This window comes from Streptomyces sp. NPDC002057, assembly GCF_040296665.1.
Classification (GTDB): Bacteria; Actinomycetota; Actinomycetes; order Streptomycetales; family Streptomycetaceae; genus Streptomyces.
In genome coordinates this window covers 111418-124287 of the sequence record NZ_JBEOXR010000012.1, presented here as the reverse complement: position 1 = coordinate 124287, position 12870 = coordinate 111418, and the positions used below count along the sequence as shown (strand labels likewise).

Sequence of the window (12870 nt, the reverse complement as noted above, 5' to 3'; positions counted from 1 at the left end):
ATTCCCTGCAGTCCTAATTACAGGCTATGCAGACCTTGATGAACAGACCAGCATCCGTCGGTACCGTTCCAGCATCCCGTGCATGCTGCGGAAGCGCTTTGAGCCGGCAGAGATTGAATCAGCACTGACGCGAGCTCATCGTGAGCAGCTGATCGGCCCGGCTCCGGAAAGGGTGGGATATCGGACAGTTGTACGCGTACTTCGAGTGGACCGCATCGGGTCCGAGCCGATTGTCGAAGTAATCGTTGTCGCTTGGAACCCTGTCGATGCCGTAATTCTTCCAGCGGACATGATCACTTCGTGTGTGGGCATGGCGGTGGATGATCTGCCTGGGAAACGGTTCATGGCAAGGGTGAATATCCACGCAAGGTCTTCCGAGGAGCTATTCTTCGAAGGTTTCGAAGTGGCTCCTAACGTTCCTCACGGCTGGCTGTCGACGCTCTGAAGGGGAGACCTTGACCAGTAGAGTAGCGCTCCCAAATCAACGGGCTTCTGTCGAGCTGGCTGCGCAGATCCTAAATGTCGGACATGGCAACTGCTCGTTCATCTACGACGGCCCTAATGGGGTGGTCGTAGATGTCCCTGCTGTTGCGCCGCTCCTTGAGGCTATGGACCGCGTCGGCGCAAGCAACGTCGATCACCTCATTCTTTCTCACGCCGACAACGATCACATTAAAGGCGCTGCAGCACTTATGGCGCACGACGAGGTTACCGTCAAGGCGTTATGGGCAAATCCAGATTCCACAAAGTTGTCCGAAGCTTTCATTGACCTTCTCACCGTGGCGGCGGATCGTCATCAAAGAGGGTTGATCGAAGTTAGCACCAACCTCAATGTTGGCGCGAATGGTGCCCTTAACTGTGGAAGGATTGGCGTACGGGTCCTACATCCGGGGATCCTGTGGGCCGGCGTTGGCCCGACGAAGGGTAAGCATCCTCTTGGATCCATTACGTCCAATGGCATGTCGGCCGTAGTTCGGATCGAGCTGGATGGCAGTCCAGCGGTCTTGTTGCCCGGCGACCTTGATGCCAAAGGCTTTGCTGAGATGCGGCGAGTTGGCGTGGATATGACCGCACCGGTGCTGGTGTTCCCGCATCATGGCGGCCGATCGGGTGCCTCAGACGATAGGGAATTTGCGAGAGAATTGGCGAGGGCGGTTCAGCCGGAGCTCGTGATTTTTTCTCATGGGCGATCAAGCTTCCTCAATCCACGCAAAGAGATCGTAGATGGAATCCGCGACGCGCTGGGATCTAAGGTACGGATAGCATGCACGCAAGTCAGTCGAGCGTGTCACGCATCTCCGCTTCCTAATGCGAGCCACCGTGATCAAGGAGCTCACTCTCAACTGGCTTGCGCAGGATCGTTGAGCATCACTGCAACCAGCACGGGTGTTTCTTGGTCTCCGGGGGCGAGTCAACATAGCATCATTGTCGATTCACTGGAATCGCCGATGTGTCGCACGCAGGAAATCATCTTGGATACTGGGGCCTTGCAAGCAAAAAATGAATAGCGTCACTCCCTGTGTTGGCGATGTAGCTTATGGGTAAGTGCTGCCCACCCCTAAGCTTCCAATATTTGGGGAAGTCTGTGCCTTGAGACGGTCAATGGCTAAGCCATCCTGGCTCGGCTGCGTGGGCATTGCCGGAGAAGCCCAGCCTGGCACGGAAAAGCCGGCTCCCATCCCGTCTGCCGTCGACCCACACACCGTGGAGCAGGCGTGGTGCCGGGCGTCCAGGTGGAGCGCGCCACTGTACGAACGACCTGGACGCCCGGTGCCGTGTCTGCTCGGCTCTGCCTGGGTCGACGGCAGACGGGATGGGAGCCCCCACCGCCACACCCCACCGGCCAGCACCCGCGTACGGCCCCCTCCCATCCCGGAGTCGGAGCGCCCCCCGCCGGAGGCATCGTCTTGAGGCGCACCTGCGTACTGGCTCGGCCATGTCTTGGGTTCGTCACCCATCAACCCGAGCTGTCAGGCGTGCGGACGGCGGCCGGGCTGGAGCGGGGCGGAGACAGGAGCGCAGGCCCGGGCGACGGGCCGCGCGCGCCGCGCTGTGCGCGGCGGGTGCCTTGATGAAGTAGAGAAAGTCTTACCGCGCTGCCCTCAAAGGGCGATCGGTTTGTAGGCCATAGCCCTGCCTACGACCTTCTCAGGCGTCGGCTCGGGATCCTGGTCCCAGAAGATGTAGTCGCTGATGTGCGGGCAGTGCAGGCCCTGTTCAAGGATGGCCAGGATCTGGGAGGACACTTTCTCGGGCGTCTCCGGGTTCATGAGGCGCTCGACGAGAGGGATCGCTTCCTCGCGGGTCATCCGCCGTGACGGCTGCCTGCTCACTGCTGCGTGATTAGCTGGCGGCCGTCATGGCTTCGGACGTGGGGGCCGTTTCCGTCCAGGGCGTCCAGAAGGCGGATCGCGTAGACCTCGGCCATGCGCTCCTCGACCTCGGCCGGCGTCAGCCAGTCGACCGCGGTCGACTCGTCCGAGGTTCGCTCAGTGCCGCCGGAGGGCTTGCAGCGGAAGACCAGGGCGACGATGCCTCGGGTCGTGTTCTTGTAGACGCCCGTCAGTTCGTCCACCTCGACGTGGATGCCTGTCTCCTCCAGGACCTCGCGGGCGACACCTGCTTCCGGGGCCTCGGTGAGTTCGAGGACTCCGCCCGGGAGTTCCCACGTGCCATTGTCCGCTCGACGGATGGCCAGGAGGCGGCCGTCTTCGCGCACTACCGCTCCGGCCACGGACACCGAGTGGAGTGGCGTTGACTTTGTTCCCGCGCTCCCGTTACTCATGTACAGGAGCATATGAGAGTGGGTAGGACTGTGGGAACTCCAGCAGGAGCTGGCAGGGCCGTGCCTCGGTACGTGCAGATCGCGGACGAGATCGTTCAGCAGATCCGGTCCGGTGTCCTTAAGGCCGGCGACATGGTTCCGAGTGAGTCCGAGCTCGTCGAGCGGTACGGGGTCGCCGGCGGAACCATCCGGAAGGCCATGGTCGAGGTTCGGGCCAGTGGGCTCGTCGAGACCCGGCACGGCAAGGGTTCGATCGTGAAGGACCGGCCTCCCGTACGGCTTCGGTCTTCAGATCGGTTCCGTGCTTCTCACCGGCGGGGCGGTAAGGCTGCCTATCTCGCCGAGTCCGAGCAGTCCGGCGCCACCGCCAAGGTCAGCGTCCTCTACATCGGGCCCATGGAAGCGCCGGCGGACATCGCCGAGCGGCTCGGTGTCGACGTGGGGACTCAGGTGCTCGCGCGGCGGCGGCTGTACTTCCGAAACGGCACGCTTGTCGAGACCGCCTCGTCGTATCTGCCGTGGGACGTGGTGAAGGACATCCCCGAGCTGTTCGCCGAGAACCCAGGCCCCGGTGGCATCTACGCCCGGCTCGAAGAGCACGGCCACACCTTCGCCGAGTTCGTGGAGACGCTTCAGGCTCGGCCGGCTGCTAAGGCTGAGGCGTCTGAGCTCGCTCTCAGTCCTGGGGCTCCTGTGGTGCACCTGCTGCGGGATGCCGTGACGAAGAAGGGGCGGGTCGTGGAGGTCTGCGACACCCTCATGGCCGCTGACCAGTTCGTCTTCCAGTACCGGATCCCCGCCACCGACTGACGCTCGCTCAACCCCCCTCAACCCGCTGCGGTTTCTTTCCGCGGCGGGTTGACTCATATACAGGAGTGATGCACTCTTCTTCATGTCACTCCTATACAGGAGTGAAGGAGCCCCACCTCTATAGAGGAGTGACCCACTGTGCGTCAGATCCCCGTCGACACCTCCGCCGCGATGGTGATGGTGGCCCAGCCCCCGGCCCCGAAGATCGCGAACCGTCAGACCGGCGAGATCGCCACCGACCGGGACACCGGTGCCCCGCTCATGACGGTCGACGTCATGTTCGTCATGGACGGCAACGCCGAGATCCTCAACCTGACCGTGCCCAAGACCGGCATCTCCGAGGAGCTCTCCATGGGCACCCCGGTCGCTCTGACCGGCGTCGTCGCCCGGCCGTGGGAGAACGAGTTCAACGGCCAGAAGCGCCACGGCATCAGCTTCCGCGCCGTCGCCGTCACCTCGCTCGCCGCCGCGAACGTCGGCTGACCCATGAGCGCCTTAACGGTCACCCTCGCGCTGGTTGCTACTGTCGCGCTGCTTCTGCGGTGGCAGCGTCCGGCCTGGTACTGGATGACCTTCGGTGTCGTCTTCGCCGTGGTGCGGATCCTGGCCCGGTACGCGTCGGTCATGGACGCGTGCGGGCTGACCGTCCCGCCCTCGCGCTGGCGCCTGGCGCTGGCCCGGATGACCGGCCGGCCCATCCCCGACTCGCGGGCTCCCCGGATCCTGCGGCTGCGGCCGACACGTACCGGGCTCGTACTGCGGCTGAAGCTGCGTCCTGGTCAGGACGCGTTCGACTTCTCCGCCGCCTCGGACCGGCTCCGGCACTCGTTCGTCATGCAGAACGTCACCGCCCGGGAGATCCGCTCCGGTGTCGTCGAACTGCGGATGACCGGCTACGACGTCCTCAAGCGGGTCCAGATGCCCGCGGCCGCCCGCGCTGGGGTGATGCGGGTTCCGGTCGCCATGCGGGAGGACGGAGAGGTCTACTACCGCGACTACCGCCAGACCCCGCACGCGCTGAACGTCGGTGCCACCCAGTCCGGGAAGTCCGTCTATCAGCGCAACCTCGTCGCCGCGCTCGCCGCGCTGGATGTCGCCCTCGTCGGAATCGACTGCAAGCAGGGAGTCGAACTCGCCCCGCTCGAGCGACGGTTCACCGCCTTGGCCGATAACCCTGACGCAGCTGCCGACCTCCTCGACGCCCTCGTCGAGCACATGGAGGGCGTCTACCAACTGATCCGACGCGAGCAGAGATTGAGTGCAGACGTACCAGATGCGGAGATCACCGCCGACATCTGGGACCTGCCCGATCACCTGCGACCGACGCCGATCGTGCTTCTGGTCGATGAGGTCGCCGAACTCGCCCTCTTCGCCACGAAGGAGGAGGAGAAGCGGCGGGATCGGATCATCACCTCCCTCGTCCGTCTCGCCCAGCTCGGCCGTGCCGCCGGCATCTACCTGGAGGTCTGTGGGCAGCGCTTCGGCTCTGAGCTCGGTAAAGGCATCACGATGCTTCGCGCCCAGCTCACCGGCCGGACCGCTCACCGCGTCAACGACGAGACCTCCGCAAACATGGCCTTCGGCGACATCGCCCCGGACGCCGTCCTCGCCACGGTCCAGATCCGCACCGACCGGCCCGGCACCGCTGTCGCCGGCGACTCCTCTGGTGGGTGGGTCCGCATCCGTACTCCCCACCTCACGCTCCGGCGGGCCGTGAACATCGCGAACTCCCACGCTCACCGCACGCCCGAGGTCCCCGCGTTGGACGCCTTCCAGCCCGTCCTGCCACCTCTGGGCAAAGCCGCGGCGCCCTCGACCGTCACGGCTCCCGCGATCGCCTGACTCCCCCCGCTCCACGGCGGCGTGACCGCTTCACGCCAGGTCCCTACCCCTCCCATGCCCGAAACCGGAAGGAGGACCTTCTGATGCGCCCCATCCGCCGACCGGACGCCGTCCTCGTACAAGCCGTGATCGCCGGCGCCCTGTCCTTCGCTCACCTCCACGACCTGGCTGCGGCTGCCGGACAGTCCGGTTGGAAGGCCTGGGCCTACCCGATCTCCGTCGATCTCCTGCTCGTCGCCGCCTGGCATCGGCTGAGGACCTCGCGGGCCGCCGGTGAGCCTGTCCGCTCGGCCTGGACGTGGTTCATGGTTGCCCTGGCCGCGTCGCTCGGTGCGAACGTCGCCACCGCCGGTCTCCTCGACCTCGGCCACGTCCCCGCCTGGCTGCGCATCCTCGTCGCGGGCTGGCCTGCTCTCGCGTTCCTCGGCGGGACCCTTCTTGTCCACTCTCCTGGACATCCGACGGTCGCCGTGCCGACGGAACCCGGCACGGCCGCCGAGCAACCCTCGGCCGTGGAAGCGGTCATCGAGCGGGATGACGTCACCGAGTCGGAGCCCGAGAGAGCCGCCCCGGCCCTCCTCTCCCCGGAACCGGAGCCAGTCCCGGAGCCCGAACCCGCCCCCGTGGCCGTACCGCCGGCGCTCGTCGCTCACGCCCGGAAAGTCGCCGACGACTACCGCGCCCGCACCGGCTACCCAATCGACGCCGACACCCTGCGCGCTCGCCTCGGCGTCCCGCCCCTGATGGCCGCGGCCATCGCCGCCCAGCTCGTCTGATGGGAGACCCTCATGGCCCCTCGCGATCACTTCCACTCCGTGATGCGGATCGGCCCGGTGCAGATCGGTACCCGCCGCGACCGCCACGGCCGCACCAAGTACGCCGCGGTGTGCACGTCCGACGGCTGCGGCTGGTCCGCCGAGTACTCCAGCTCCTCGGCCGCCCAGCTCGCCGCCCGAACCCATCGCTGCAAGCCCCGCTGACCTCGAAGGAGACCCGCCTCATGGACGTCCCGCTCTGGCTCGCCCTGATCGTCGTCGGCGGCCTCGGCATCAAGCTCATCCGCCCGCCCTGGTGGCTCGTCGCCGTGATCCTCCTCGGCGGCTACCTCCTCGCCGACAGCGTCCTCGCCCCGCTCATCGACAACACGATCAACAAGTAGGGAGAACCGTCATGTTCCAGCCGCGCATCCCGGTCAACCCGCTCCCGACCGCCATCGTGACCCCGCTCGTCCAGCCGACCGTCAGCACCGACATCACGCCCCACCACACCGACCACGCGGCGGCCTGTGACCACCACCACGCCCCGGCCCCCGCTCCGGTCCCGGCACCGACCTCCGCCGTCCGCCTCACCCCGGCCGGCCTGGCTGTCGTCGTGGCTGGCGGCGCCGGAGCCGTCCTGGTCGTCGGCACGGTCCTGGTCTCCATGCTGCTCGCCGTCGCCGTCAGCGCCGCCTCGGTCGCCGTGTGCGCCGTCGTCCTGCGCTCGCTCCTCAACGGCCAGCACCGACAGCGCTAGTCGTCGAACTCGAAGCCCGACGCCTCCGCACCGGCAATGATGTCGCGCACTGCCTCAGGGCTCGTGATGACGGATTCAAGAGCCGTCTTGAGTCGTGCAAGATCGCTCGGACTCCCGACCGCGCAGAACGTGCCGGCCTCGCTGTCGAATTCGAGGTCCTCGGCTATGTCCGGCCAGGCGAACTGCACGAGACCTTCCCAGAAGTACCCGTTCGGCTCGTGCCCGGCGGCAACTACAGCGACATCGGCAGCCAAGCCACCGGCATTCAAGGTCAACGAATGCTCGCCGTCGAAGTCATGCAGGTTGATCGTCACGGCGTGATCCTCTCACCGCACTGTGACAGGGCTGCCCGATCTCTCAGGGCGCCCATCCGGTCCCCCACCCACGCCGGTCCGGTGGACCTTCCAGTCACCGCACCAGTCGGCCTCCGGGCGACTCAACCGCCAAGTCTCCGCCGCCCGGAGGCCCCGCCCCTACCCGGCTCTCAAAACCAGAAGGAAGCACTCCATGATGACCGTCCCAGCCGCCTCGTCGGCGGGATTCGACACCGCCACCCTGGGCGACATGCTCCGGGTGGCCGGGTCCCCCGGCTTCGACCGCTGGCGCGAGCAGATCCACCGCACCGGCGGCTGCTCCCACCCCATCCACCTCCAGGGCTGGACCCTCACCCGGGACAAGACCACCGGCGAGACCCTCCACCGGTACTCCACCGACACCGAGCCGGGCGCCCGGCTCCGGATCGCCTGCGGCAACCGCCGGGCCTCCCGCTGCCCCGCCTGCGCCTGGACCTACGCGGGCGACACGTACCACCTCATCCGCGCCGGCCTCGCCGGAGGCAGCGCCCGGGACATCCCCGCTGCCGTCCGCGAGCACCCCCGCGTGTTCCTGACCCTCACCGCCCCGTCCTTCGGCCCGATCCACAACCGCCCCGGCACCCGGCCCTGCCGCTGCGGTACCCGCCACGCCGAGGACGACCCGGCCCTCGGCACGCCGCTCGACCCCGAGTCGTACGACTACGCCGCCGCCGTCCTCTTCAACAACCACGCCGGGCAGCTCTGGCAGCGATTCACGAACCGCCTCCGCCGGGAGACCGCCGCCGCGGCCGGCCTCTCCCAGAGGGAGCTGAAGGCCGTCGCTCGGATCTCGTACGGGAAGGTCGCCGAGTTCCAGAAGCGGGGCGCCGTCCACTTCCATGCCGTTGTCCGCATCGACGGCCCGGACGGTCCCGATTCCCCACCGCCGTCGTGGGCGACCACCGAGCGCCTCACCGACGCCATCCGCGCCGCCGCCACCCACGCGTACACGACCGTCGCCGTCCCCGCCGCCGGTGATCAGCCGTTACGCCGCCTCCGCTGGGGTACCCAGCTCGACATCCGCCCTGTCAAAGCCTTCGGCGACGGGTCCGACATCACCGAACAGGCCGTCGCCTCCTACATCGCCAAGTACTCCACCAAGGCCGCAGAGACCACCGGCAGTCTCGACCGCCGCATCGGAAACCGTGAGGCCCTGGTCCTTCTCGGCGTCCCCGACCACACCCGCCGCCTCGTCGAAGCCTGCTTCGACCTCGACCCGCTGTACCCGGATCGCCGCCTCCTCGCCTGGGCCCACATGCTCGGCTTCCGGGGTCACTTCTCCACCAAGTCCCGGCAGTACTCCACCACCCTGGGCGAACTCCGCCAGACCCGCGCCGACTACCGCGCCGCCCAGGAACACACCGCCCGCGGCCTCGACGACATCGAGCCGGACACCGTCCTCGTCCTCACCTCCTGGGCCTACGTCGGCCAGGGCCACTCCCCCGGTGAGGCCGCCCTCGCCGCCTCCATCGCCCGGGACATCCAGCTCAACCGTGAGACCGCCCGCGAAGCCCTACGCGACCAACTCGCCCTGGAAGGAGCAACCGCATGACCGACCGACTGCTGACCGTGGGCCAGGCCGCCGAACTCCTTGGCACCACCGAGAGGTTTCCGCGTCGGCTCATCGCCGAGCGCCGGATCGTCTTCGTCAAGGTGGGGCGGCATGTCCGCATTCCTGAGCGGGCCCTGGAGGAATTCGTCGTCGCCCACACCGTCCAGCCGATCATCACTCGTCGCCGATTCGCGGCGGTGGCCTGATGGCAAACAGCAAAGGCAAGCGTCGCCGCTTCGGTGCAGTGCGCAAGCTGCCCTCGGGGCGGTTCCAGGCTCGCTATCAAGGGCCTGACGGGATAACTCGATCGGCCCCCGAGACGTTCGCCTCGCAGACCGATGCCGATCGGTGGCTCGTCCGCAAGGAAGCGGAGATCATCGACGGCAAATGGAAGAACCCTGACGACAAGGTTCTCTTCGGGGCCTACGCCGACGCCTGGTTCAAAGAGCGCGACTACGCGGCGACCACCCGCGAACGCAACGGCAGCGCGTTGCGCCTCCACGTCCTGCCGACCTTCGCGGACGTGGTCCTGAGTGAGATCACCACACCCCAGATCCGTCGCTGGCGTGCTGGCCTCCTGGAGTCCGGTGTGGGTGAGCCGACGGTCGCCAAGGCGTACCAGATCCTCCGCGCCATCCTGAACACCGCGGTCGACGACGAGCTGATCCAGCGCAACCCCTGCCGGATCAAGGGCGCCGGGGCAGCCAAGACGGCAGAGCGGCCGTTCCTCGACGTCAGCGAGGTCTTTCAGCTCGCCGACGCTGTGCCGGCGCGCTTTCGGGTGCTCATCCTGCTGGCGGCCTTCACCGGGCTCCGCTTCGGGGAGCTTGCCGCGCTTCAGCGCCATGACGTCGACCTCGACCGGCGGACCGTCGCCGTACGGCGTTCTCTTGCCGAGACCCGTACCGACGGCATCCTGGTCAAGACGCCCAAGAGCGCGGCCGGCGTGCGCACCGTTGCCTTCCCGGCCTCGCTGGCGGAGAGCCTGGCCACTCATCTTGCCGTCTACGCCAAGCCGGGTCGCACCGGGCTGGTCTTCACCGGAGCCCGCGGCGGGCAGCTGCGCCGGAACAACTTCCGCCGACTGTGGCTGCGGGCCCTGAAGGACACCGGCCTCCGCGACGTCCACTTCCACGATCTGCGCCACACCGGGAACACCCTCGCCGCGACCGGCGGCGCCACGACGCGTGAGCTGATGCAGCGGATGGGGCATTCGTCGGTGCGGGCCGCGCTGATCTATCAGCACCTGGTGAACGGGCGTGACCACGCCATCGCCGCCCACGTCGACGAGCAGATCAGGAAGGTCCGGCCGGCCGAGTCCGGCGACGACCCATCTGGCACGTAACTGGCACGACGCCTCTCCCCCGCCCCCGCGGCCGGGAAACGAACAAGGCCCAGGTTCCCGGTTCAGTACCGGTGACCTGGGCCTTTGTCGTGCTACCTGCTGGTGGGCGCGGACGGTTTCGAACCGCCGACATCTGCTTTGTAAGAGCAGCGCTCTACCCCTGAGCTACGCACCCGTGGAAGAGGCATCAGCCTACATGGCGCATGGGTGGGTGCCGCAAACGGATACCTCGGGTGGGGGGGTATCCCCACCCTCGGGACGGTGGGTCGCCGGATCGTGACGTCGGGTGGTGGGGTCGTAACGTCGGGGTACTGTCCGCGTTTCAGGTGGGGGTTCGAGGTCCATGGGTGCCGTACGTCGTCCGATTCCGGTGTTGCTCGCCTCCGGTGTCGCTGTGTTCGTCCTCTCCGGGTGCGGGAGCACCGATGTCGAGGGGGCGCCGGTGGAGCGGAAGGCGTTCGCCTTCGGCGGGGGCGCGCTCACCGTCGACTCGGACAACTCCGCGCTGGTGATCACCCCCGCCGACATCGACGAGGTGCGCGTCGAGCGTCAGGTCGACGGGTGGGTGTTCATGGGGTCCGGTCCCGAGCCCAGCTGGAAGCTGGTCGACGGGCGGCTCACCCTGCGGGTGGACTGCGGCGGCGTCGCGTCCGACTGCGCCGCCGTCCACCGCGTCCAGGTGCCCCGCGGTGTCGCCGTCTCCGTCGAGGACGACAACGGGGGCGTGACGGCCACGGGCTTCGACACGCCCCTCAAGGTCCGCTCCGACAACGGGGACGTGCGGGTGCGCGAGGCCCGTGGTCCGCTCGACCTCGGCAGTGACAACGGCGACCTCGTCGTCGAGGCCGGCGCCACCGCGCCCGAGGTGGTCGCCCGGGCCGACAACGGCGACGTACGGATCGCCCTGGGCGCCGTACCCCGCCGCGTCGACGTCTTCACCGACAACGGTGACGTCACCGTCTCCCTCCCCACCGCCGAGTACGCGGTGACCGGGGCCAGCGAGAACGGCGACGTGCGGATCGACGTCCCCCGCCGCGACGGGAGCGGGCACAGCGTGAGCGCCCGCAGCGACAACGGCGACGTCTCCGTTCTCACGTCGGGCAGGATCCCGGCGAACTGACCGGGCCGTGTGTTCGTCCCTACCGGGTGGGAGAATGAACCGACCGGGCACGGCGGACACAGCACGGGAGAGGTACGTGGCGGCGAGCGACGCGAGGGGGGCGAGCGACGTCCGGCGTCGTGACGCGCCGAACCGGGACACGAACCGATCCGGCGGAACGTCACGCCGGGCGCCGTCCGGGCTGCGGCTCGCCCTCGCCCTGCCCCTGCTCGTCGGGGCGCTGCTGCCGCACTCCTTCGCCGGCGGCGGCACCCGCCGCTGGTTCGGCGGGCGCGGCGAGAGCCAGCGGGCCGAGGCCCAGGCCGCCAAGGACGCCGCCGCGGCGGCCTTCTACGAACTCGACACCGCCCAGCGCGGGCTGCGCATCTCCATCGAGACGATCACCGCCGTCGACAGCTCCCCCGAGACGCGCCGCGCCGTCGAGGGCTTCGAGGCCCTCGGGCGCCGGATCGACGAGGTCAGTCACGGCTACATCGGCGCCGTCGACGCCCACGACCTCGACCGTGACGAGCTCGACGCGGCGACCGCGAGCCGCGCCCGCGCCGAACTGACCCGCGCCAAGGACGAGCTGGACCGGGTCAAGGGCGAGCTCGACCGGTTCGAGGAGGGGCTCGGTCCGCTGCTCGACCGCGCCGAGACCCAGCTCGCCCGCCTCGCCCCCGCCGTCGAGCGCGCCCGGCAGGCGCTGCGCGGCGCGAGCGGCGCCCTCGACGCCGTACGGGAGAGCGGGCTGCGCGCCGACGATCTCGCCGCCCGGCTCGCCGCCCTCGGGCCCGACCTGACCCGCCTCAACGAGGGGGCCGGGCGCCACGGCGTCCCCGAGACCCTCCAGCGCGCCGACCGGGTGCTGCGGGACGCCGAGGCCGTACGGGCCGAGGCCGAGCGGCTGCCCGAGCGGGCCACCGAGATCGACCGGCGCCTGGTCTCCCTCCGTACCCGCACCGAGGCGCTGACCACCCGTGCCGGAGGCGTCGAACCGGTCCTCTCGGAGCTGCGTCGGCGCTTCACCGCGCCCTGCTGGCAGGACCTCCAGCACGTGCCGGAGCAGGCCGCCGAGACGCTCCGGCAGGCCGAGGAGCGGCTCGCCGAGGCCGGGAAGGCGCGGGCCGAGCAGCGCTGGCCCGACGCGACGTCGATGCTCTCCACGGTCCGCGCGCTGCTCGACTCCACCGACGAGGCCGTCTCGGCGGCCGGGGACCGGCTGCACCGGCTGGACGCGGTCGCCCGGGATCCGAAGGCGGAGATCGACCGCACCCGGTTCGCCGTGCGGGACGCCCAGCGGCTCGCGATGGACGGGCGGAACACCCCCGACCCGCGCCACGCCCGGCCCCTGGACGAGGCCGTCGCGCGGCTCGACCGCGCGGTCGCCGGCCTGGAGGGCCGCCACCCGGACTACTGGCACTTCCTGACCGAGCTGGAGGGCGTACGGGGCTCCGCCGCGCACGTCGTGGGGCAGATCCGGGAGGAGCGGGGCGCCGGGCACTGAGCCCCGGACCGCACGACTCCGGGCCGTACGGCCCGGGGACCCTGCCCGTGGCTCCGCGCAGG

The 12870-nt window shown here is 68.7% G+C and carries 17 protein-coding genes and 1 tRNA gene; 14 read left to right on the top strand and 4 right to left on the bottom strand.

Going from position 1 to position 12870, the window contains the following annotated elements; all coding sequences use genetic code 11:
• Window positions 1–82: 82 nt before the first annotated feature.
• Complete coding sequence (locus tag ABT129_RS13300; protein ID WP_351900320.1) at window positions 83–445, top strand: hypothetical protein; 363 nt, start codon at window positions 83–85, stop codon at window positions 443–445.
• Window positions 446–455: 10 nt separating this feature from the next.
• Window positions 456–1508 carry a ComEC/Rec2 family competence protein gene (locus ABT129_RS13295; protein ID WP_351900318.1) on the top strand — a complete coding sequence of 351 codons (1053 nt, stop codon included), beginning with the start codon at window positions 456–458 and terminating at the stop codon, window positions 1506–1508.
• A 594-nt stretch (window positions 1509–2102) separates the two neighbouring features.
• Here ABT129_RS13295 and ABT129_RS13290 read toward each other — a convergent pair.
• Together ABT129_RS13290 and ABT129_RS13285 are read right to left on the bottom strand one after the other, a co-directional pair.
• A complete protein-coding gene (locus ABT129_RS13290; RefSeq protein WP_351900317.1) occupies window positions 2103–2333 on the bottom strand; it encodes a bacteriocin immunity protein in 231 nt (76 codons plus the stop codon).
• The gene (locus tag ABT129_RS13285) at window positions 2330–2797 is read right to left on the bottom strand and encodes an NUDIX hydrolase (protein WP_351900315.1); all 468 of its coding nucleotides are present in this window, start codon (window positions 2795–2797) and stop codon (window positions 2330–2332) included. Before ABT129_RS13285 ends, ABT129_RS13290 begins: the two co-directional genes overlap by 4 nt.
• Here ABT129_RS13285 and ABT129_RS13280 point away from each other — a divergent pair, their 5' ends adjacent.
• From ABT129_RS13280 to ABT129_RS13250, 7 genes are all read left to right on the top strand, one after another.
• Window positions 2798–3595, top strand: coding sequence for a GntR family transcriptional regulator (locus ABT129_RS13280; RefSeq protein ID WP_351900313.1), 798 nt, complete (start codon window positions 2798–2800; stop codon window positions 3593–3595).
• 138 nt (window positions 3596–3733) lie between these two features.
• Window positions 3734–4078: an SCO3933 family regulatory protein gene (locus ABT129_RS13275; RefSeq protein ID WP_351900311.1), complete on the top strand. Its 345-nt coding sequence runs from the start codon at window positions 3734–3736 to the stop codon at window positions 4076–4078.
• A gap of 3 nt (window positions 4079–4081) precedes the next feature.
• Window positions 4082–5437, top strand: a complete 1356-nt coding sequence (locus ABT129_RS13270; RefSeq protein WP_351900309.1) for an FtsK/SpoIIIE domain-containing protein — start codon at window positions 4082–4084, stop codon at window positions 5435–5437.
• A gap of 83 nt (window positions 5438–5520) precedes the next feature.
• Complete coding sequence (locus ABT129_RS13265) at window positions 5521–6213, top strand: DUF2637 domain-containing protein (RefSeq protein ID WP_351900307.1); 693 nt, start codon at window positions 5521–5523, stop codon at window positions 6211–6213.
• Window positions 6214–6225: 12 nt separating this feature from the next.
• Window positions 6226–6417, top strand: a complete 192-nt coding sequence (locus tag ABT129_RS13260) for a mobile element transfer protein (protein ID WP_073917679.1) — start codon at window positions 6226–6228, stop codon at window positions 6415–6417.
• A 20-nt stretch (window positions 6418–6437) separates the two neighbouring features.
• Window positions 6438–6596 (top strand): hypothetical protein, encoded by a 159-nt coding sequence (locus tag ABT129_RS13255; RefSeq protein WP_190103575.1) that lies wholly within the window; start codon window positions 6438–6440, stop codon window positions 6594–6596.
• 11 nt (window positions 6597–6607) lie between these two features.
• Window positions 6608–6952, top strand: a complete 345-nt coding sequence (locus ABT129_RS13250) for a SpdD-like protein (protein ID WP_351900304.1) — start codon at window positions 6608–6610, stop codon at window positions 6950–6952.
• Here the strand turns inward: ABT129_RS13250 and ABT129_RS13245 are convergent.
• Window positions 6949–7266, bottom strand: coding sequence for an Imm51 family immunity protein (locus ABT129_RS13245; RefSeq protein WP_351900303.1), 318 nt, complete (start codon window positions 7264–7266; stop codon window positions 6949–6951). The genes ABT129_RS13250 and ABT129_RS13245 overlap by 4 nt on opposite strands.
• 193 nt (window positions 7267–7459) lie before the next feature.
• Between ABT129_RS13245 and repSA the strand changes: the two genes are divergently transcribed.
• From repSA to ABT129_RS13230, 3 genes are read left to right on the top strand one after another with little or no spacing between them, the layout of a single operon-like run.
• Window positions 7460–8857 carry a replication initiator protein RepSA gene (gene repSA, locus ABT129_RS13240; protein WP_351900301.1) on the top strand — a complete coding sequence of 466 codons (1398 nt, stop codon included), beginning with the start codon at window positions 7460–7462 and terminating at the stop codon, window positions 8855–8857.
• Entirely contained in the window at window positions 8854–9063 is a 210-nt protein-coding gene (locus tag ABT129_RS13235) for an excisionase family DNA-binding protein (RefSeq protein ID WP_351900299.1), read from the top strand. Before repSA ends, ABT129_RS13235 begins: the two co-directional genes overlap by 4 nt.
• Window positions 9063–10202, top strand: a complete 1140-nt coding sequence (locus ABT129_RS13230; protein ID WP_351900298.1) for a tyrosine-type recombinase/integrase — start codon at window positions 9063–9065, stop codon at window positions 10200–10202. The genes ABT129_RS13235 and ABT129_RS13230 overlap by 1 nt, the downstream gene beginning before the upstream one ends.
• Window positions 10203–10302: 100 nt before the next feature.
• Here ABT129_RS13230 and ABT129_RS13225 read toward each other — a convergent pair.
• A tRNA-Val gene (locus tag ABT129_RS13225) sits at window positions 10303–10377 on the bottom strand.
• 168 nt (window positions 10378–10545) lie between these two features.
• On the opposite strand from ABT129_RS13225, the gene ABT129_RS13220 reads away from it, so the two are divergent.
• Window positions 10546–11322 carry a DUF4097 family beta strand repeat-containing protein gene (locus ABT129_RS13220; protein WP_351900297.1) on the top strand — a complete coding sequence of 259 codons (777 nt, stop codon included), beginning with the start codon at window positions 10546–10548 and terminating at the stop codon, window positions 11320–11322.
• Window positions 11323–11398: 76 nt separating this feature from the next.
• On the top strand, window positions 11399–12808 hold the full coding sequence (locus ABT129_RS13215; protein WP_502981744.1) for a hypothetical protein: 1410 nt from the start codon (window positions 11399–11401) through the stop codon (window positions 12806–12808).
• Window positions 12809–12870 lie beyond the last annotated feature (62 nt).